The following is a 20,298-nucleotide window of genomic DNA, read 5'->3' as shown; positions in this document are numbered from 1 at the left end:
AACGAAACACAGCTGTATCTAATTCACGTTTAACGTGAAGCCACAGCGATATGGCTTGAAATCGCAAAGCTTTCCGGCAGGAAAAATTCGCAATCTATATCGCCTGCGATACAAACTGCCGCCTCCGCCAGCCGGTGGGCGAGGCCGAAGCTGACCTTGAAACCGCCAGTCAATGCGATGAGCCGCGGGTGGTCGGGATGGCGGCCGATCATCGGATCGCGATCGATGGCCTTCGGGCGAAGCCCCGCCCAGCGTTCGACGATCGGCGCGTCGCGAAGGATCGGAGCGATGGCGCGCGCCGCCTCGATCAGCGCGTCGAGCTGCGCATCGGTCGAAACGGGATCGTCGAAGCGGTTCTCGCTGGTGCTGCCGATCGCCGCATGCCCGCCCTCATGCGCGACGACATAGAGACCGTCGAGGAAGATCGTCGGCAGCGCCGGGTCGATCTCCGCCCTCAATAGCGCCGCCTGCCCCTTGACCGGCTGGCCGAGCGGCTGTTTCAGCCCAGGCGTCAGATCCTGCAGCAGGGGAAAAGACCGATGGCCGGCGGCCAGGATGCAGCGGCCGAAGGTGACTGTTTCGCTGCCTATCGCGGCCGTGCCTCGGTCCGGATCGAGCGCAGCGACATCGGCGTTTTCCATGATGCGCACATGTTTTGCTTGCTGCAGGAAGGCGACGAGCACTGAGATCAGCGAGCGGGGGGCGACGCGGCCGGCAAGCGTATCATGCACGAAACCGCTCTCGCCGGCAGAGGCCTCGACCCAGCCGTCTACATCGGGCCTGTCGAGCACATGCCAGTGGAACCGGCGCTCGCCTGCCCGCCAGTGGCGCTCGGCGTCCTCGGAATGGCCGCGGGCTATACGGTTGAGATGCGGTTTCGGCAGCGGGATCAGTCGTCCGGACCTGTTATAGCCGGCGGAAAGCCCGGTTGCCGCTTCGAGCGCGGCGATTTCGGCTTCGAGCGAGACCAGCGCATCGAACTGGAACTGCTTCTTCTGCGACCAGCGGTCCGGCATATGCGGCATCAGCGCCCCGAGCAGCCCGCCGCTCGCACCTCTGCCCAGCCTGCCGGCATCGGCAAGAAGGGTGCTTATGCCACGTCGCTCGGCATGGACGGCCGCCCAGAGGCCCATGATGCCGCCGCCGACGATCAGCAGGTCGCAAGAAGATTGACCGGACGCCGGCGCAGGACTATCGGCTTTTTCCATGACAGACGTGAACCCAGATCAGATTGGCGCGGGCGCGCCGCAGCCGCTCGAATGGCGCGACGGCGATATGCCCTATTCCACGACCTTTGGCGATCATTTTTATTGCCAGACGGATGGCCGGCTGGAATGCGGCCACGTCTTCCTCGCCGGCAACGGCCTGCCGGAGCGCTGGAGCGGGCGGCAGACATTCGTGATCGGCGAACTCGGCTTCGGCACCGGCCTGAACTTCGCCGAGACCTGGCGGCAATGGAAGCAGCATCGCGTGGCCGGCCAGCATCTGCATTTCATCTCCTTCGAACTCCATCCGATGCGCGGCGAAGAGATCGGCCGGGCGCTCTCGCACTGGCCGGAGATCGATGCCGAGCGCGACGCGCTGACAGCGGCCTGGCCGCAAACGCCTGATGGGACCGTCTCGCTCGACCTCGACGATCAGACGCGGCTCAGCGTCGTCTGCGGCCCGGCCCTCGACGGCGTCATGACAGCGAAGCCGGGCTTCGACGGCTGGTATCTCGACGGCTTCGCCCCGTCGCGGAACGGCGACATGTGGTCGGATGACCTGATGCGTCAGGTCTGCGAAAAGACCGTCGCCGGCGGCACCTTCGCCACCTATGCCGCGGCCGGCTTCGTGCGCCGCAATCTCATCGCCGCCGGTTTTGCCGTGGAACGCCGCAAAGGGTTCGCCGGCAAGCGGGAAATGCTCTGCGGCGTGAAGGCGCCTTCCAGCTAGAGCTTGTCGGCATTCGTCGGTTCGGGTCAGTAGCTCGTACGTCCCGGCTGCTGGTCGTCCTTGCCGAGCCATTGCCGGATCTTTTCTTCTAGCAGTTCGGGGCTGATCGGCTTCGACATGTAGTCGTCCATGCCGGCGTCGAGGCAAGCCTCCCGGTCGCTTTCCAGCGCATGGGCGGTGACGCCGATGATCGGCACCCGCTGGCCCTGCCCCTTTTCCCGTTCGCGGATCGTCCGGGTCGCCTCATGGCCGTTCATGACGGGCATCGAGACATCCATCATGATGATGCGCGGCGTGTGGCTCTCCCAGGCCGCAACTGCCTCCTGCCCGTTATTGACAACACGGAAGGAGAGCCCCGTTCCCTGCAGGATCTGGGTGAAGACGATCTGGTTGACCTCGTTGTCTTCGGCGACGAGCACGTCGACGAATTCAGCCGCCCGCTTCTGCGGCGCAGGCACCGGTGCCGGCACGGCCGTTTCGGCCTGCAACCGGGTGATTTCGGCCTGCGAAGCCTGCTTCACGCGCCGGGCGCGAACCACCTCGACGACGGTGTTGCGCAGCACGTTGGCGCGCGCCGGCTTCATCAGATGCGCCTGGCCGTTCAGCGCCGCGAACTCCTTTTCCGTGCCTGAGATATCCATCGACGTCAGGAAAATGATCGGCAGCTCGACAAAGCGGGGATCGGCGCGCAGCCGGCGGGCGACATTGGCGCCGTTCATGTCGGGCATGTGATAGTCGAGTATGACGGCATCGACGGTAACACCGAGATCGGCCGCCGCCTCCAGGATCGCAAGACCGGTGCCGCCGCCTTCGGCAGCGACGCCGTCGAAGCCCCAGAGCGACAGCTGCTCGGTGAGGATGCGCCGGTTGACCTCATTGTCGTCGATGACGAGGATGCGCGCGCCCTGCACGTTGATCGGCAGCGGCTTCGGCTCGAGGTGGGCGGCCGCCACCGCGAAGGGCAGTTTGACGGTGAAGACCGAGCCCTTGCCCCAATGGCTCTCGACCTTGATATATCCGCCAAAGAGGTCGACGAGCCCGGCCGTGATCGCAAGTCCGAGGCCTGTTCCCTCATGCCGCCGGGTCGAGGAGGCGTCGACCTGCGAGAACTTGTCGAACACCGATTCCAGCTTTTCCTGAGGAATACCGATACCCGTATCCTCGATCCGGATATTCGCCATGATCTCGCCGCCGGCGACGGTCTTGAAGCCGACATCGACAAAGACATGGCCACGCTCGGTAAACTTGACGGCATTGCCGACGAGATTGGTGACGATCTGCCGAAAGCGGCCGGCATCGCCGATCACGGCGGCGGGCAGATCGGGTGCGGCCCGCACCAGCAGCTCGATGTTCTTCTCGGCGGCATGCGATGAGAGAAGCGTCGCCACATCCTCCACCGCTTCGGTGATATCGAAAGCCGCCTTGCGCAGCGTCATCTGTCCGGCATCGATCTTGGAGAAATCGAGAATGTCGTTGATGATCGTCAGCAGCGCATTGCCCGACTTGACGATGATGTCGATGAAGGTTTTCTGGCGCGTATCGAGATTGGTCTTGGCCAGCAGCTCCGCCATGCCGAGCACGCCGTTCATCGGCGTGCGGATCTCATGGCTCATATTGGCGAGGAATTCGGATTTGGCGCGGTCGGCGGCTTCGGCGCGCGACAGCAGCTCACGCAATTCCTCCTCACGGCTCTTGAGCTCGGTGACATCGGTAAACAGGGCCACCCAATGCTGCCCGGTGCTGACCGTCGCATCCATATTCACCCAGCGCTCGCCGGCGACATGGAAGACGGTGGAGATCGGTTGCCTTGCCGCGATATTGGCGCGCCAGCCCTCCAGGATTTCGGCCGCCGCATCGTGAAAATCGCCGCGCGCCGCGCAGAATTCGAACATGCCGAGCCAGCCCTGGCCGGCCGCGATATAATGCGGCGGGATCTGCAGGATATCGGCCATCGCCTCGTTGGACATCTTGATGATGCCGTCCTGGACGATGGCAAGCCCTTGCGACATGGCGTGCGTGGCATCGCGCATCATTTCGCCGACCCGCTCGAGCGCGGCGCGGGTCTCGTGAATTTCCTTCTCCCGCTCGCGCACTGCCGAAATATCGGCATAGGTCAGCAGGATGCGGTCGTTGGAAATGCGCCGGCTGTCGAAGATGACGGATTTGCCGCCCGCCCAGCCGACCTCGATCGGCTCCGGCTCCTCGGCTTCGAACAAGTGCTTGCGAAAGGCATAGAGCTCTTCCGGCGTTCGGGTCCCGTCGTAGCGCCCGAGCTCGTAGTTCCGGCGAATGACATCGATGAAGGGGCGCCCGTCGAAACGATCCTCGCGCGGCAGCTCCCAGATGCTGTAGAATTCGTCGTTGACGTAGAGAATCCGATGGTCGTTATCAAGGATCAGCACGCCGATCGGCAGCGAACGCAGGATGCTCTCGATATCCTGATGCAGCACTTCTTCCTGCTTGCGCGAGGCGATCAGCGCCTTCTCGCGCTCCTTGAGCGGCGAGATGTCGGAAAAGGAGCCGACGACATAGGTTCGCCCATCCGCCGTGATGACGCGGTTGACGCGCGAGATGACGGGATAGACGCGGCCGCCCTTGCTCGGCATCTCGCTCTCGAGCTCCACCGAAATACCATCTCTGAGCGCCAGCAGGTTTTCCTGGTAGATCGGCTCAGCACCTTCCGGCCCGAACATCTCGTGTTCGGTCATTCCCAGATACTCGGAGCGGGTGCCGCCGCTGAAGGTCTCGTAATATTTGTTGGCATAGATCAAGCGATGCTTGTCGTCGCGTACGAAGACGGCAACCGGCAGATCTTCCAGCACGGTGCGCAGCGCGTCGAGTTCGCTGATGCTGTCACCCCAGGCCGAATCGCCGGCGGGCGCAGGACGTGCACCCTTGCGATGAGCGGCGTTGACAGCCAGCGGGCGGCCGTCCGCGGCGAAAATGCCGATCGGGTGATCGAGCTTTTCCAGTGCCTCACGCACCTGGGCAAGATCGGCAGCTGAGCCAGGGTCGCTTGCGATCCCGTTATCGTTTACAATCTGACGGCTGCCGCCGCTCCCCTTGTTGCCGACGGCGCGGCGCTCGCGGGCTTCGAAGATGCCGAGCACATAGATCCGCTCCGGCGACGGCGAGAAACTTTCGATCTGGATGCGCTCATGGTTGAGGCTTGTCGCGTCGAAGCAGATGGCGTTTTCCTCGGTGCCGAATACCAGCGCGCGACGTTCCTTGTCCTCACGCTCCTCCTCTTCGGGACGGTCGAAGAGTTCGCGGCTGCGCCTGCCGATGAAATCGGAGATCTCGCAGCCGAGGAAACGGGCGTAGGCCTCGTTGACGGCGACATAACGCAGCTCGCTGTTCTTGACATAGGCGGGGGTATCCAGATCAGCGATCCGGCGGCAAGCCAACTCCAATATGTCCCCGGCTGATTTCAAGAAATTGTCGCTCCCGCAATAAATGAAATATCAACGACAAAGACTATAACGCCAAGGCTTTTAACAAGGTTTTAACCATATATTTCAGCAGCGGATTTTTAAGCCGCTCACCGAGCCGAAGATCCCCAGATTGACCGCCCGGGCTGCACGAGACTGAAAGGACGGGGGGCGCAGTCGGCAATCTGCCGCCTTGAACAACGAGCTGCCATGTCACGGGCCGTTGAAATCATGACGAAAACTTAATGCGACAAGCGCTTGCGCAGCCATCGCGCCGCCGCGATCAGGGCGGAGTCTGAACATGGCTTTATCGAAGCCAGTCTAGATAAGGAAGTTAACATGTCCGTTCTTCATAAGACCATGGCGACGGGCCTGATCGCGCTGACCCTTGCCGGCGCCTCGCTCGCCACCGCCACCACCGCCGATGCCCGTCCACGCAATGCCTTCTGGGGCGGCCTCGCCGCCGGCGTCGTCGGCGGCGCGCTGCTGTCCGAGGCCGCCCGCCCCGCATACCCCGTTTATCGGGCCTATCCCGTCTATCGCCCTTACCCCATTTACCGAAGCTATTACCGGCCGTCCTATTGCCATATCGAATGGCGGCACGATCGCTGGGGCGAGCCCTATCGCGTCAAGGTCTGCCCGGAATAGAGCAAGCCGCATCCGGCGCCGTTTGACCTCCCGGCGGCGGCGGTTTGCCAGTTACAACGAGCTGATCTGGCGGGCTTTCGCCCGCCAGATCAATTGTTTGCACCGGAACTGCATCCGTTACGGAGAAAGCTCCTCCAGAACGCGGCCCTTGGTTTCCACGGCAAAGAACATCGTCACGATCGCGCCGACGATCAGGATGGCTGCGAAACTCGCGAACACATATTGAATGCCCAGGGAAGACATCAGCGTGCCGACGATGATCGGGCCGGTCGATGAACCCAGGCGGAGCCAGGCGCTGCCGGTTCCCGTTCCGAGCGCCCTGAGGCGCGTCGGATAGATTTCCGCCGAGTAGAGATAGAGCGAAAAGGTGACGGTCTGGACGATGGCATAGGCAAGCCCGCCAAGGACCAGAACCTGTATGGCGGAGGTTGCGCCGAGCCATGCGAGAGCCAGAAGCGGCAGGGGAGCGAGAAGCAGCGCGCCGGTGTACCAGCGCTTGCGCCCCACCTTATCGATGAGCAACGCGCAGATGACGGCGGCGATCACGCCTCCGAGCGACGTCAGGAATCCATAGAAGATGCTCGTTTGCAGCGGAAGGTTGAAGACCTGCCGGTAGAGCGTCGGCAGCCATGTAATCGTGCCGTTGGCGACCGTATAGGCAGTAAACCACATGGCCCAGATGGAGAGCGTCCGCTTCAGGTAAATGCCCTGGAAGAGCTCCCGCCAGTCGGATGTGCGACGGACGGGCGCCGGGACGCGCTTCGGTTCAGGCAGCTCCTTGCCGGCTGCACGGGCACTCTCTTCCATACGGGTGACGATGGCGTCGGCTTCCTCGTAGCGGCCATTTGCGGCGAGCCAGCGCGGCGACTCCTTAAGGAACCAGCGCAACGGGATCATCAGGATTGCGGGAACGAGGCCGACCACGAACATCGCCTTCCAGCCGTAGACCGGCACCATGAAGTAGCCGATCAGCCCGGCGCCGACCAGGCCGAGCAGAAACATGACCTCGTAGAGAAGGAAGAACTTGCCGCGCCCCTTCGATCCGATCAGCTCGTTGATATAGGCGCTGGCGACCGGCACCTCACCGCCCGTGCCGATCCCCTGGACGAAGCGGAAGGCCATCATCATGCCGGCGCCGGCGGCAAACAGGCAGGCGACATCCATGCTGACGAAGAGCAGGATGGTGAACAGAAGAACTTTCAACCGGCCGATCTTCTCGGCGAGCCAGCCGAACAGGACGGCGCCGATCAATTGGCCGAGATAACCCATCGACAGGATCATCCCGGTTTGTGAGGGGCTGAGCCCCCACTCGCGCACCAGCACGGGCATGGCATAAGCGATGGCGATCACCGTGTAGCCATCGAAAAACGTTGCTGCGCCGATGATATTGCGCGCCCAGAAAACCTCGCGGGTAATGGGAAGACGCTCCAGGCGAGCGCTGATTTCGGCCTGAGGATCGGCGGCATTCGCCGCCTCGGCCGGCATAGGCTGCATGACATTCATTGGTTCCTCCTTCTCGCCACGTGGCTACCACTCTCCCGGCCAGGGGCGCTCCTGCTTGATGGTTATCGCTGCGTGTCAGCTTGTCCTGTCAGTGCAATGGGCTTCAAAAGGAGATGCCATCTTCGGCAAAAGCTGCTTTCCATGGTTTCCTCCCCATCGGAATGACGCTCCTGCGGCAAGCGCAGGAGCGTCGAATGCATCACTCGGCAGCCAGGAGCTGGTCGACGCGGCCGATGCCGGCGGCATCGAAGGCGGCAAAAATTTCCGCTTCGGCCTTTTCGCCAAGGTTCTTCAGCGGCTCGCGGATGGTCGCATGATCGAGAATACCACGATGCACGAGGCCGAGTTTGAGCGCCACGGTGCCTTCCATGTGGGAGCCGCGATGATAGACGGCCCGCGTCACCGGCAGAAGGCGTTCGAAAATCTTCCGGGCCTCCGGATAGTTCTGCGCTTTGCCCGCTTTGATCAGATCGATCAGCAATTCCGGCGCGATATTGCCGTAACCGACGAGCAGGCCGTCGACGTCGAACATGGTCGGCAGCAGCCATTCGTCGTGGCAGCTCAGAACCTGAAGATTGGGGTTGGCCTTCTTCAGTTCCGGAATTTCGACATACCAGCGCTTCATATTGCGCACGCCGTTCTTGGTGGCGACGACGCCTTCCTGCGTGGCGATCGCCAGCTGCGTCTCGAGGTCATAGGATGCCTTGGTGGCGTCAGGATATTGGAACAGGATGCACTGCAGGCCGGATTCCTGCCAGATCGCCTTGTAGCGATCCTGGGGAGCGCCCTTCTGAAAGCCGAAGCGCAGCCAGCCATGGTTCGGATAGACCAGCGCACCGGTGGCGCCGGCGTCCTTGCACTTTTTCGCCTCATCGGCAGCAACCCTTGTACCCTCGCCGGTGATCCCCGCAATGATCGGCACGGCGCCATCGACCACCTCGACATAGGTGCGGATGAGAGCAAGGCGCTCCTCCTCGGTAAGGAAAGTGCCCTCGCCGGCATGGCCGAGAATAACGAGGCTTTTGACCCCTTCCATCGAAACCAGCCATTTGGCGATCTTCGCGTTGGCCTTGTGATCGACTTCGCCGTCGCGGGTGAAGGCGGTAACCGGCGCCGGGCTTAGCCCGCGCAGATCCATCGGTTGCATCTTGATCTCCTCCTTAGCGATCGCTGCTTATTTACGATCAGCGATGGGAACGTTTATGGGAACGTTCCCACTATCGTTCTCGAATTTTCTGGAGTCAACTCCTTTTTGGTGCATGTTCCCAGATAGCGCCTGATCGCCCCGACTCGAATGGAAAAGGCTCAATGAATTCAAAGGCAGACGAAATTGCCGGTCAAAGCCGCGTCACGATTCTTGACGTGGCTGCCGCAGCCGGCGTTTCCAAATCCACCGTATCCCGCATCCTGGACGAGAGGCTTCCCCGCTCCGACAGCGAAACTGCCCGCCGCGTTCGCAAGGTGGCCGAAGAGCTTGGCTATGTCAGGGACGTTTCGGCAGCGAGCCTCAGGCGCGGCAACACCATGACGGTCGGCGTGATCGTGCCGAGGCTGACGGATACGGTCATGGCCATGCTTTACGAAGCGCTGGCAAAAGCCTGCAGCCGTACCGGCCGGTTCGCAATTGTCGCCACGACCGACGACAAGCCGAAGGCCGACCGGCTTGCCGCCGAATCCCTGCTGAGACGCGGCGTCGATGGATTGATCCTTTCCACGGCGCGGGAAGATGACGACTTTCCGGACGAACTGGCGAGACGCGGCGTTTCCTATGTGCTGGCGCTGCGGACCGACGGCCACAGCCTCTCCTCGGTCGGCGATGACAGGCTGGGCGGCTACCTCGCCGCACGCCACCTGCTCGATCTCGGCCATCGCAGGATCGGCGTCATTGCCGGCCCGTCCTATGCCTCCAGCTCCCGGGGCCGCGTGGAGGGTTTCAGGCAGGCTTGGGAAGAAGCGGGACTGACCGCGGATCCCTCCTGCATCATCCCCTCGACATTCGGTATCGAGTCCGGTGCTGTCGCCGTCGAGACGCTGATGAATCTCAACCCACGCCCCACTGCTATTTTCGCCGTCAACGACAATACCGCCATCGGCGCCTTGTCGGGACTGACCAAACTCGGCCTTTCCGTGCCGCAGGATATCTCGATCGTCGGTTACAACGACATTCCGATCGTCAGTCACCTGCCCACGCCGCTCACGACGTTGCGTGTGCCGTTCGAGCAAATTGCTTCGAACGCCCTTGACCTTCTTGCAGGCGATGCCGGCTCCCTCGACGACCGTATCCGCGTCTCGGCTCCGACACTCATTCCGAGGAAATCGACAGCGCCGTTGCGCTAAAAGATCGCGAGAGGATCAGCATGCCGGAACCGCTCAAGAACCTGCTGCACGAAGCGCTGGTCGGCGACATGGCCGATCGCATTGCCGCCAATGCGCCCTCCTTCGACAGCGGCCGTTTCGTGGCGCTGGCGACAGATGGCCTCGGGACACTGGAGCTGATGGAGCGCTCGGCGCTGATCCGCGACGCGCTATTCGCCACGCTTCCCGACGATTTTCCCGAAGCAGCCGCTATCCTGAGGGCGAGCCTGCCGGCATCGGGCAGTCCCGGTCTGTCAGGCTGGATGCTGCTGCCGGTCAACCAGTTCATCGCCGCGCGCGGCCTCGATCATTTCGAGCTCGGCCTCGATCTCCTCAAGGCGCTAACGCCGTATTTTACCGCCGAATACGGTATCCGTCCCTTCATCCATCGCGACCAGCAGCGGGCGCTTGCCATCATCTCCGGCTGGATCGGCGATCCCGACCAGCATGTGCGCCGGCTGGCGAGTGAGGGAACGCGGCCGCGCCTGCCATGGGCCATGCGCCTGCCGCAGCTCGTCAAGGATCCCGCGCCGATCCTGCCGATCCTGACCGCGCTGATGGACGATCCGGAAGATTATGTCCGCCGCTCCGTCGCCAACAGCCTGAACGATATCGCAAAGGATCATCCGGATATGGTCGCCGCCTTCATCGCCGGCCATATCCAGGGCGCCTCCAGCGAACGCCGCTGGCTGCTGAAACATGCCTCGCGCACGCTCTTGAAGAACGGCCATGCTCAGGCGCTCGCCAATTTCGGCTTCGGCGCATCCGCTTCGCTCGAATGCGAACTCCGCTTGGTCAACGGCGAGGTAATGTTCGGTGAAGGGCTGGATTTCGCAATCCGGGTGACCAATGCCGGCAAGGCCGCGCAATCGGTCATGATCGACTACGCTATCCACCATGTGAAGGCTGACGGCTCGCTGTCCCCGAAGGTCTTCAAGTGCAAGTCGATCACGCTTGCGCCCGGGCAGAGCCAGGCGATCGAGCGCCGCCACGCCATGCGGCCGATCACCACGCGACGCTATTATCCCGGGCAACACCGCATCGCCATCCTCGTCAATGGCGCGGAAAGCGCGTCGGAAAGCTTCATCCTGAAAATGCCGTCGCCCGATCCGAGCTAAGGCTTTTTGTGCACCGCACTTGACTTTCCACGCGAATTAGCCCAAATGCGGCTCAGCTTTCACCCTTCCGGCCGCCGCGTGAGCGTGCCCCTGCTAAAAAATACGAAACGCAGGAAGAAGGGACAAAAGCGCATTTCGATAGAGCGCCGTACTCCCAAGAGCGGCCAGAAGCGCTGGAAAGCTTTTTCCAACTCACAAGTTCCCACTTCACGCGGGGTTCTTGACGCCAGAATGAAACCGGATCGCATGGTGCGTTCCGGCCATAGTCGTTGTGGCGCCCCGAAAGGTTATGCCTTGACTAATTTTGAATCGCTTGGTGTCTCCAAGCCGATCGTCGCCACCTTGTTTCAGCTCGGCATCGAAACGCCGACGCCGATCCAGGAACAGGCCATCCCCCTCCTCCTCCAGGGCAGAGACCTGATCGGGCTTGCCCAGACCGGCACCGGCAAGACCGCCGCCTTCGGCCTGCCGCTTATCGAAAAGCTGCTTGCCGACGAGCGTCGACCCGACAACCGCACGACGCGGACGCTGATCCTGGCGCCGACCCGGGAGCTGGTGAACCAGATCGCCGACAACCTGAAGAAATTCATCCGCAAATCGCCGCTGCGCATCAATGTCGTCGTCGGCGGCGTCTCGATCAACAAGCAGCAGCTTCAGCTGGAAAAAGGCACCGATGTTCTGGTCGCCACGCCCGGCCGCCTGCTTGATCTCGTCAATCGCCGCGCCATCACCCTGACCACGGTGCGCTATCTCGTGCTTGATGAAGCCGACCAGATGCTCGACCTCGGCTTCGTGCACGATCTGCGCAAGATCGCCAAGCTGGTGCCGAAGAAGCGCCAGACCATGCTGTTTTCGGCCACCATGCCGAAGGCGATCGCCGATCTCGCCGGCGAATATCTCGTCGATCCCGTCAAGGTCGAAGTCACGCCTCCCGGCAAGGCCGCCGACAAGGTCGAGCAGTATGTCCATTTCGTCGCCGGCAAGAACGACAAGACGGAACTGCTGCGCAAGTCGCTGACCGAAAATCCCGACGGCCGCGCCATCGTCTTCCTGCGCACCAAGCACGGTGCCGAGAAGCTGATGAAGCACCTCGACAATATCGGCTATTCGGTCGCCTCGATCCACGGCAACAAGAGCCAGGGCCAGCGCGAGCGGGCGCTGAAGGCCTTCCGTGACGGCAGCATCAAGACGCTGATCGCCACCGACGTTGCCGCCCGCGGCATCGACATCCCTGCCGTCAGCCACGTCTACAACTACGACCTGCCCGAGGTGCCCGACGCCTATGTCCATCGCATTGGCCGCACGGCGCGCGCCGGCCGCGACGGCATCGCGATTGCCTTCTGCGCCCCCGACGAAGCCAAGCTGCTGCGTGATATCGAGCGCCTGATGGGCATCGACATCGCAGTCGCAAGCGGCGAACCGCCGGCCAATATCGGCAATAATGGCCCCCGCCGCGGCAACGGCAATGGCAACAACCGCAACCGCGGTGGCGGCCAGGGTCGCGAAGGTCACGGGCGCGAAGGCCAGGGTCGCGGCGAAGGCCGTGGCGATGCGAACCGCTCGGAACATCGCGGCAGCCGCCAGGAACGCCGCCCGCGTCCCGAGCGTACAGGCCGCAACGAGGATTTCCGCGGCCAGCGCCGCGGCGAAGCGGCCCCGGACCTCGGCCCCGACAATGATCTAGCCTCGACCTCCGACTTCCGCCCCTCGGCAAAGCCGCAGCGTCCCGCGCATCAAGGCGCTCACGCCAATGGCGAACCGAGCGGTCATCACCGCGGCAATAACCGTCACGCCCACGGCCGCCCGGCCCGAAAGCACGGCGAAGACCGCGGCCAGCACCAGGCCCAGGGCGGAGAACCGCGCCGCGAGGGCAATGGCGGCAATCGCCGCGGCGGCTCCGGCTCCCGTAATGGCGGCCAGCGCCGCGAACGCGCCTGATCATCGATCGATTGAAAAGTGGAAAGGCCGGGGTTTTCTCCGGCCTTTTACTATTTATGCTTCCACAGGTTTGCGGCGTTCGACCGCCTTGCGGTTGGTCAGATAGACGCCGGCGACCACGATCACCGTGCCGAGAATCAACGGCACGGTCAGCGGTTCCCCGAAGGCGATGAAGGCTTCGAACGCGACGGCTGGCGGCATCAGATAGATCAGCGAGGCGGCGCGGGAGACCTGCCCCCGGCGGATCAGATAGAGCAGCAGCCCGACGCCACCCATCGACAGGCCGAAGACCGACCAGATCAGGGCGGCAAAGGCCTGCGCGGTGCCGTCGAATTGCTGATGCTCGAAGATCAGCGAAAGCGGCAGGGTGAAAATCAATGCCCCGACATATTGCAGCGTCGCGATCGACCTGAGATCGCCGGATTGCAAGTGCTTCTTCTGGTAGAGCGTGCCGTAGGTGACGGCCCCCATGGCGATAAGGTTGATCGCCAGCGGCAGGGCCGCATGCGTGAGATCGGCGGTCGCCGGATCGAGGAGTTTCGGCGAAATGGCAACGGCAATGCCGAGGAAGCCGAAGACAAGGCCGATTTTCTGCGTCTGCTGCAGCCGCTCGCCGACGAGAAACGGAGCCGCCATCGCCGTCAATAACGGCTGCAGCGCCGCGATGATGCCCGATATGCCGGCCGGCACGCCATTGGCAATCGCCCACCAGAGGCCGGCGAGATAAAAGCCGTGCAGGAAGAAACCGGAATAAACGGCCCGCAGCGCCGTCACCCGGCTTTTCGGCCATTGCGCCCCGGTCGCCAGGCAAAAGGCGAGGAACGCCAAGGCCGACAGCGCGTAACGTATCGAAAGGAAGGTGAAAGGCTCCGAATGCAGCGCCGCATATTTCGCCACCACCCAGCCCGTGGACCAGAGCAGGACGAAAACGGCGGGGGCGAAGCGGTCAAGGGACATGGGGCTGCACTCGGTAGAGAGGGTTGGCCGCGCTGATAACCGCACGCGGCGGTTCGGTCAAAGTCGAAGCGTTGATGCTTATTTGAAATTTCGTTGATGGTTGGGTAGGTGGGCGAAGCTGCCGGCAGTTTGATAATATGCAAAGTGCAGCGAAGGATTACCAGCAGCCCTACACGCTCCCTCATTCCTGTGCTCGTCACAGGAATTCAGTGCGCCCAAGTCATTGGGCGCGATAGACTCTGCTTCAGCGCAAGGTCATTCACCGCGCGAAAGCGCGGTGGCTGGATTCCTTTGACATCCCTCGGGCAAAGCCCTGAGGAGCACAGGAATGAGGGAGAGTGGGGAGACGTCGGCGTCCACTACGCCACGACGGCCGGACGAAAAACCATCACCTGCCCAAATTTTGCGCAACCTTTGCGAAACACCATTTGCCGCATCACCTCAAATGCCCGGAAATCCCGCCTCTTTCCCGCAACGCAAAATCTTTTCCCTGAACTGCGCATGGTTCTTGCATTGCAATTTGCGTTGTATTCAAATGAACAAAAAAGGGGAGCCGCACCTTTGGCATTTGACGAAATGATTACCGGGGACGAAAGTCCTCGCCCGCCTTATGAAAAATATTTCGAGTGGTACAATAGCCAAGACCGGTCGCATCTGATTGCCAAGTCCCGCGATGCGGAAAACATCTTCCGGAAGACCGGCATCACCTTCGCGGTCTATGGCCATGCCGACAGTTCCGAAAAGCTCATCCCCTTCGATATCATTCCCCGCATCATCTCCGCCCGCGAATGGCGCAAGCTTGCCCAGGGCATCGAGCAGCGGGTGATCGCCCTCAACGCCTTCCTCGACGATATCTACCATAAGCAGGAAATCATTCGTGCCGGCCGCGTTCCGCGTGAGCTGATCGAGAACAATGTCGCCTTCCTGTCCGAGATGATCGGCTTCCGCCCGCCCGGCGGCGTCTACACCCATATCGTCGGCACCGACATCGTGCGCACCGGCGAGGATCAGTTCTACGTGCTGGAGGACAATGCCCGCACGCCCTCCGGCGTCAGCTACATGCTGGAAAACCGGGAAACCATGATGCAGATGTTCCCGGAGCTCTTCCATGAGAACAAGGTGCAGCGCGTCGAGGATTATCCCTATCTGCTGCGCCAGAGCCTCGCCTCGCTCGCGCCTCCCGGCTGCACCGGCAAGCCGCGCGTCGCGGTGCTGACACCTGGCATCTATAATTCGGCCTATTACGAGCATTCCTTCCTCGCCGACATGATGGGCGTCGAACTGGTCGAGGGCTCTGATCTGCGCGTCATCGACGGCAAGGTGAAAATGCGCACGACCCGCGGCTACGAAGCGATCGACGTGCTCTACCGCCGCGTCGACGACGACTTCCTCGATCCCCTGACCTTCCGAGCCGATTCGGCGCTCGGCATTCCCGGCATCATGGACGTGTACCGCTCCGGCAACATCACCATTGCCAACGCGCCCGGCACCGGCATTTGCGACGACAAGGCGATCTATTCCTACATGCCGGAGATCGTCGAATTCTACACCGGCAGCAAAGCGCTGCTCGAAAACGTGCCGACCTGGCGCTGCTCGGAAGCATCAAGCCTGAGATACGTGCTGGAGCACCTCGAGGAATTGGTCGTCAAGGAAGTGCACGGCTCCGGCGGCTACGGCATGCTGGTCGGGCCGACGGCGTCGAAGAAAGAGCGTGCCGACTTCGCCGAAAAACTGAAAGCCAAGCCGAACAACTACATCGCCCAGCCGACGCTGTCGCTCTCCACCGTGCCGATCCTTGTCAACAAGGGGATCGCGCCGCGCCATGTCGACCTGCGCCCCTATGTGCTCGTGTCCGACAAGGTTCAGATCATTCCGGGCGGGCTCACCCGCGTGGCGCTGAAGCAGGGCTCTCTGGTGGTCAATTCCAGCCAGGGCGGCGGCACCAAAGACACCTGGGTATTGGAGGACTGATGCTCGGAAGAACCGCAAACGGCCTCTATTGGATGTTCCGATACATCGAGCGCGCCGAAAATATCGCCCGCCTCGTCGACGCCGGACTGCGCATGTCGCTGACCCGCAGCAGCGCCGGCGACGACAACTGGGATGGCGTGCTGCAAAGTGCCGGCGTGCGCGAGGCCTATGACGAGGGCCACGCGAAGCTGACGAATGCGGATGCGATCGACTATCTCCTGCGCGATCGCGCCAATCCATCGAGCGTCATGTCCTGCATCGAGTCCGGCCGCAACAACGCCCGCATGGTGCGCACCGCGCTGACGCGCGAGACCTGGGAAGCGACCAACGAATGCTGGATCGACTTGAAGTCGCTGCTCGAAAAGCGCGTCAAGCCGGCCGAGATGCCCGAGGTGATCGACGTCATCAAGCGCCGCGCCGGGCTGATCCGCGGTGCCTTCCACGGTTCAACGCTGCGCAACGAGCTCTATAACTTTGCCCGCATCGGCACCTTCATCGAGCGGGCCGATAATACCAGCCGCATTCTCGACGTGAAATATTACGTGCTGCTGCCCTCGGTCTCGGCGGTCGGATCCTCACTCGACAACGTGCAGTGGGAATCGATCCTGCGCTCGGTCTCCGCCCACCGCGCCTATAGCTGGGCCTATGACGGCGAATACCGGGCGATGAACATTGCCGACTTCCTGACGCTGAACGTCCAGATGCCGCGTTCGCTTGCCTATTGCTACGAAAAGATCGTCAGCAATCTCGGCTATCTCGCCCAGGATTACGAGGCGCGACTGCCTGCCCACGACACCGCCGACGCGATCCGCACCACGCTGCAGACCCGGGCGATCCGCGACATCATGGATCAGGGCCTGCACGAATTCCTGGAGGATTTCGTCTCGCGCAACAACCAGCTCGGCGCGGAGATTTCCGACGGCTACCGGTTCTACGTATAAGCGGAACAGACCATGAGAATGAAGATCAGCCATCTCACCGAATACCGCTACGACGGACCGACGCAGTTTTCGCTGCAGCGCCTCAGACTGACGCCGCCGACAACCGCTGCTCAGAAGGTGCTCGGATGGTCGCTGAACGTCGAGGGCGCCAAGCCCGAGGTGGAGTATGACGACCAGTACGGCAACCACGTCAATCTGGTCTCGCTGGAAGGCGCGCAGCACGTGACGCGCATCTTGGCCGAGGGCGAGGTCGAGACGGCGGACAATAACGGCGTCACCGGCCCGCACACCGGCTTCTGCCCGCTTTGGCTCTTTCTGCGCGAAACACCGCTGACCAGGGGCGGCAAGCTCATCAAAGAGCTCGTCAAGAGCGTCGGCGGCGACAACGAGCTTGCCCGCATGCATGCGCTGATGGCGGCAATCCATGAAACGGTCGACTATAAGCCCGGCACCAGCAACGCCGCGACGACGGCCGAACAGGCGCTGGAGAAGAGGAGCGGCGTCTGCCAGGACCACGCGCATATCTTCGTTTCCGCCGCCCGCGCCCTGCAGGTTCCGGCCCGTTATGTCTCGGGCTATCTGATGATGGAGGAAAAGGTCGAACAGGCGGCGACCCATGCCTGGGCCGAGGCCCACATTCCCGGCCTCGGCTGGGTCGGCTTCGATCCGGCCAACGAGATCTGCCCGGATGACCGCTACGTCAGGATCGCCTCCGGCCTCTGCTACCGCGACGCCGCGCCGATCTCCGGCATGCGCATCGGAACGCCGGGCGAAACCCTGTCGGTGACCGTCAAGGTCGAGAACGGCGGACAGATGCAAAGCCAAAGCCAGAGCTGAGCGACATCGGCCAACTGCGAATCTACTGTCCCCTGCGGCCCGGCTGGGGAGCCGGCGACTGGCGCATCCGGCATTCCGACATACTCCGGCGCGTTAAACTCCACACCCAGGCAGCAATCAATCTGCTGCAAAAACCTGGAGGTGGCCACGCCCACCATAGCCGAGGATCGCCTGATCGGCCGTCATTAACGGCACGCGATGGAAACGGGCTGTAGCGACGATGAGGCGGTCGGCAGGATCGGCATGAAAAGTACCGGGCAACCGAACGCTATCCACTGCAATGGATGGCTCAATCGGTGCAAGTTCAAGTCCCGGCAGAGCCATCGCACTATCGATCCACCGCCCGACATCGTCGCCGAGAGCCAAGCGTCCTTTCTGCACAAGCATCGCGATTTCCCAAGGTGTGATCGCCGAAACCAGGATCCGGCTTTTCTCCGTCATCTCGTCGATGATGCGCCGGGCCTGTGAACCGAGACGCGCATCGTCATGCATCGCCCAGATCAGGATATGGGTGTCAATGACGATCAACGGACGGCTTCCCAATCCTCCGGCGCGCCTGCCGGGGACAGCGGATCGTCATAGCGTAGGACGCTGCCCTTCATCGCGCCAATAATGCTTTTCCGCTCGGTTGCCTCGCGTGCCGGTGAGAGCACCGCAACAGGCCTGCCGCGCTTGGTGATCACGATGGTTTCGTCATCGCTCTGCATCTGATCGATAAGGTTCAGGCATTTCGCCTTGAACTCAGTTGCGCCGACCACCTTTGACATGACCATATCTCCTGTACATCTGTACGGCAATATAGACATTTTCCGAGCAAGCGCAAAGAAAAAGGCGGGATGAAATGCCCGCCTTTTTCCAGCTTCGAATATATGCCCTGTCAGTGGCTGTCCTTGCCGACAGCATTCCCGCGACATCCCTTGAGGAAGTCGAGGTCGGCGCCGGTGTCGGCGCCTTCGACATGCTGCTGGTGCAGGAAGGCATAGCCTGATGTCGGCAGATCGTGGTTCGGCTGCCATTCGGCAAGCCGCCGCGCCAGTTCCTCGTCGGAAATGTCGAGATGCAGGCGACGGTTCGGCACGTCGAGCTCGATCATGTCGCCGTTCTTGACGACCGCGAGCGGACCGCCGACGGCCGCTTCCGGAGAGGTGTGCAGCACGACGGTGCCATAGGCCGTTCCGGACATGCGGGCATCGGAGATGCGCACCATATCGAGGATGCCCTTCTTCAGCACCTTCGGCGGCAGTCCCATGTTGCCGACTTCGGCCATGCCGGGATAGCCCTTCGGCCCGCAGTTCTTCATGACCATGACGCAGTTTTCATCGATGTCGAGATTGTCGTCGTTGATCTTGGCCTTGTAGTCGTCGATATCCTCGAACACGACCGCCCTGCCCTTGTGCACCAGAAGATGCGGCGAGGCGGCCGAAGGCTTCAACACCGCGCCCTTCGGCGCGAGATTGCCGCGCAGCACGACGATGCCGCCCGACGACGTCAGCGCTTTCTCGGCCGGCAGAATGACGTCTTCGTTCCAGTTGACGACGTCCTTGACCTCGTCCCAGACGGTTTCGCCGGAGACCGTCAGCGCATCCTTGTGCAGCAGCCCGGCCTCGCCGAGGCGCTTCAGCACGACAGGCAGGCCGCCGGCATAGAAGAACTCTTCCATCAGGTACTTGCCCGACGGCATCAGGTTGACGATGGTCGGAACGTCGCGGCCGCAACGGTCCCAATCATCAAGCGTCAGATCGATGCCGACACGGCCGGCGATGGCGAGCAGGTGGATGACGGCATTGGTCGATCCGCCGATCGCCGCATTGGTGCGGATGGCGTTTTCGAAAGCCTGCTTCGTCATGATGTCGGAGGGCTTCAGATCGTCCTTGACCATCTGCACGATGCGGCGGCCGGTCAGCTGCGCCATGACCTTGCGGCGGGAATCGACGCCCGGGATCGCGGCGTTGCCGGAGAGTGCCATGCCGAGCGCCTCGGCCATGGACGCCATCGTCGAGGCGGTGCCCATCGTGTTGCATGTGCCCGACGAACGGCTCATCGAAGCCTCCGCCTCGAGGAATTCGGCCTGCGTCATCTCGCCGGCCTTCACCATTTCGGAGAACTTCCACAGATGCGTGCCGGAGCCGACGCGCTCGCCGCGGAAATAGCCGTTCAGCATCGGCCCGCCGGTGACGACGATCGACGGCAGGTCGACGGAGGCCGCGCCCATCAGCAGCGAGGGCGTGGTCTTGTCGCAGCCGACGAGCAGCACGCAGCCATCCATCGGCTGGCCGCGGATCGCCTCTTCCACCGCGAGCGCGGCGAGGTTGCGGTACATCATCGCGGTCGGGCGGAAGGTGTTTTCGGAAGCCGAGAATACCGGCACCTCGAGCGGGAAACCGCCGGCCTCCCAGACGCCCGCCTTCACCTTCTCGGCGAGCTCCCTCAAATGACCGTTGCACGGGGTCATATCCGACCAGGTGTTGAGGATGCCGATTACCGGGCGGCCGTCAAACAGGTCGTGCGGGTATCCCTGGTTCTTAAGCCAGCCGCGGTGGTAGATCACGTCGCGGCTCGTGCCGCCGTACCATTCCTGCGACCTCAGCCTGCGCGGCCATTCCGCTTTCTTTTTCATCGTCTCTGTCCTTCAGGTGAATTGCCGGGCCGCCTCGTACGGCCCGG

The 20,298-nt window shown here is 62.4% G+C and carries 16 protein-coding genes; 8 read left to right on the top strand and 8 right to left on the bottom strand.

Going from position 1 to position 20,298, the window contains the following annotated elements:
• Positions 1-29: 29 nt before the first annotated feature.
• On the bottom strand, positions 30-1,208 hold the full coding sequence (locus MHI61_RS07650) for an FAD-binding oxidoreductase (protein ID WP_239791544.1): 1,179 nt from the start codon (positions 1,206-1,208) through the stop codon (positions 30-32).
• Here MHI61_RS07650 and mnmD point away from each other — a divergent pair.
• Entirely contained in the window at positions 1,207-1,935 is a 729-nt protein-coding gene (gene mnmD, locus MHI61_RS07645; RefSeq protein WP_239791543.1) for a tRNA (5-methylaminomethyl-2-thiouridine)(34)-methyltransferase MnmD, read from the top strand. The genes MHI61_RS07650 and mnmD overlap by 2 nt on opposite strands.
• A gap of 26 nt (positions 1,936-1,961) precedes the next feature.
• Here mnmD and MHI61_RS07640 read toward each other — a convergent pair whose 3' ends face one another.
• Positions 1,962-5,369, bottom strand: coding sequence for a response regulator (locus MHI61_RS07640; RefSeq protein WP_239791542.1), 3,408 nt, complete (start codon positions 5,367-5,369; stop codon positions 1,962-1,964).
• A gap of 336 nt (positions 5,370-5,705) precedes the next feature.
• Between MHI61_RS07640 and MHI61_RS07635 the strand changes: the two genes are divergently transcribed.
• Complete coding sequence (locus MHI61_RS07635) at positions 5,706-6,014, top strand: hypothetical protein (protein ID WP_239791541.1); 309 nt, start codon at positions 5,706-5,708, stop codon at positions 6,012-6,014.
• Between the two features lie 117 nt (positions 6,015-6,131).
• Here MHI61_RS07635 and MHI61_RS07630 read toward each other — a convergent pair whose 3' ends face one another.
• On the bottom strand, positions 6,132-7,517 hold the full coding sequence (locus tag MHI61_RS07630; protein ID WP_239791540.1) for an MFS transporter: 1,386 nt from the start codon (positions 7,515-7,517) through the stop codon (positions 6,132-6,134).
• A 199-nt stretch (positions 7,518-7,716) separates the two neighbouring features.
• The gene (locus tag MHI61_RS07625; RefSeq protein ID WP_239791539.1) at positions 7,717-8,664 is read right to left on the bottom strand and encodes a dihydrodipicolinate synthase family protein; all 948 of its coding nucleotides are present in this window, start codon (positions 8,662-8,664) and stop codon (positions 7,717-7,719) included.
• Between the two features lie 161 nt (positions 8,665-8,825).
• Here MHI61_RS07625 and MHI61_RS07620 point away from each other — a divergent pair, with 161 nt between their 5' ends.
• From MHI61_RS07620 to MHI61_RS07610, 3 genes are all read left to right on the top strand, one after another.
• On the top strand, positions 8,826-9,854 hold the full coding sequence (locus MHI61_RS07620) for a LacI family DNA-binding transcriptional regulator (RefSeq protein WP_239791538.1): 1,029 nt from the start codon (positions 8,826-8,828) through the stop codon (positions 9,852-9,854).
• A 20-nt stretch (positions 9,855-9,874) separates the two neighbouring features.
• Positions 9,875-10,990: a DNA alkylation repair protein gene (locus MHI61_RS07615; protein WP_239791537.1), complete on the top strand. Its 1,116-nt coding sequence runs from the start codon at positions 9,875-9,877 to the stop codon at positions 10,988-10,990.
• Between the two features lie 246 nt (positions 10,991-11,236).
• Complete coding sequence (locus MHI61_RS07610; protein WP_239792800.1) at positions 11,237-12,928, top strand: DEAD/DEAH box helicase; 1,692 nt, start codon at positions 11,237-11,239, stop codon at positions 12,926-12,928.
• A 54-nt stretch (positions 12,929-12,982) separates the two neighbouring features.
• Here MHI61_RS07610 and MHI61_RS07605 read toward each other — a convergent pair whose 3' ends face one another.
• Complete coding sequence (locus MHI61_RS07605; RefSeq protein ID WP_239791536.1) at positions 12,983-13,885, bottom strand: DMT family transporter; 903 nt, start codon at positions 13,883-13,885, stop codon at positions 12,983-12,985.
• Positions 13,886-14,446: 561 nt separating this feature from the next.
• Between MHI61_RS07605 and MHI61_RS07600 the strand changes: the two genes are divergently transcribed.
• From MHI61_RS07600 to MHI61_RS07590, 3 genes are read left to right on the top strand one after another with little or no spacing between them, the layout of a single operon-like run.
• Entirely contained in the window at positions 14,447-15,856 is a 1,410-nt protein-coding gene (locus MHI61_RS07600) for a circularly permuted type 2 ATP-grasp protein (RefSeq protein WP_239791535.1), read from the top strand.
• Positions 15,856-16,797, top strand: coding sequence for an alpha-E domain-containing protein (locus MHI61_RS07595; RefSeq protein WP_097578399.1), 942 nt, complete (start codon positions 15,856-15,858; stop codon positions 16,795-16,797). The genes MHI61_RS07600 and MHI61_RS07595 overlap by 1 nt, the downstream gene beginning before the upstream one ends.
• 12 nt (positions 16,798-16,809) lie before the next feature.
• The gene (locus MHI61_RS07590) at positions 16,810-17,634 is read left to right on the top strand and encodes a transglutaminase family protein (RefSeq protein WP_239791534.1); all 825 of its coding nucleotides are present in this window, start codon (positions 16,810-16,812) and stop codon (positions 17,632-17,634) included.
• Between the two features lie 117 nt (positions 17,635-17,751).
• Here the strand turns inward: MHI61_RS07590 and MHI61_RS07585 are convergent, their stop codons facing one another.
• The 3 genes from MHI61_RS07585 to araD all read right to left on the bottom strand — a co-directional run bounded on the left by MHI61_RS07585 (position 17,752) and on the right by araD (position 20,251).
• Positions 17,752-18,162 (bottom strand): type II toxin-antitoxin system VapC family toxin, encoded by a 411-nt coding sequence (locus MHI61_RS07585; RefSeq protein ID WP_239791533.1) that lies wholly within the window; start codon positions 18,160-18,162, stop codon positions 17,752-17,754.
• A complete protein-coding gene (locus MHI61_RS07580; RefSeq protein WP_239791532.1) occupies positions 18,159-18,401 on the bottom strand; it encodes a type II toxin-antitoxin system Phd/YefM family antitoxin in 243 nt (80 codons plus the stop codon). Before MHI61_RS07580 ends, MHI61_RS07585 begins: the two co-directional genes overlap by 4 nt.
• 110 nt (positions 18,402-18,511) lie before the next feature.
• The gene (araD, locus tag MHI61_RS07575) at positions 18,512-20,251 is read right to left on the bottom strand and encodes an L-arabinonate dehydratase (RefSeq protein ID WP_239791531.1); all 1,740 of its coding nucleotides are present in this window, start codon (positions 20,249-20,251) and stop codon (positions 18,512-18,514) included.
• Positions 20,252-20,298: the final 47 nt, after the last annotated feature.

Origin of the sequence: Rhizobium sp. K102 (assembly GCF_022385315.1) — a bacterium.
Taxonomy (GTDB): Bacteria; Pseudomonadota; Alphaproteobacteria; order Rhizobiales; family Rhizobiaceae; genus Rhizobium; species Rhizobium croatiense.
This window is presented reverse-complemented; position numbering and strand designations above follow the sequence as displayed.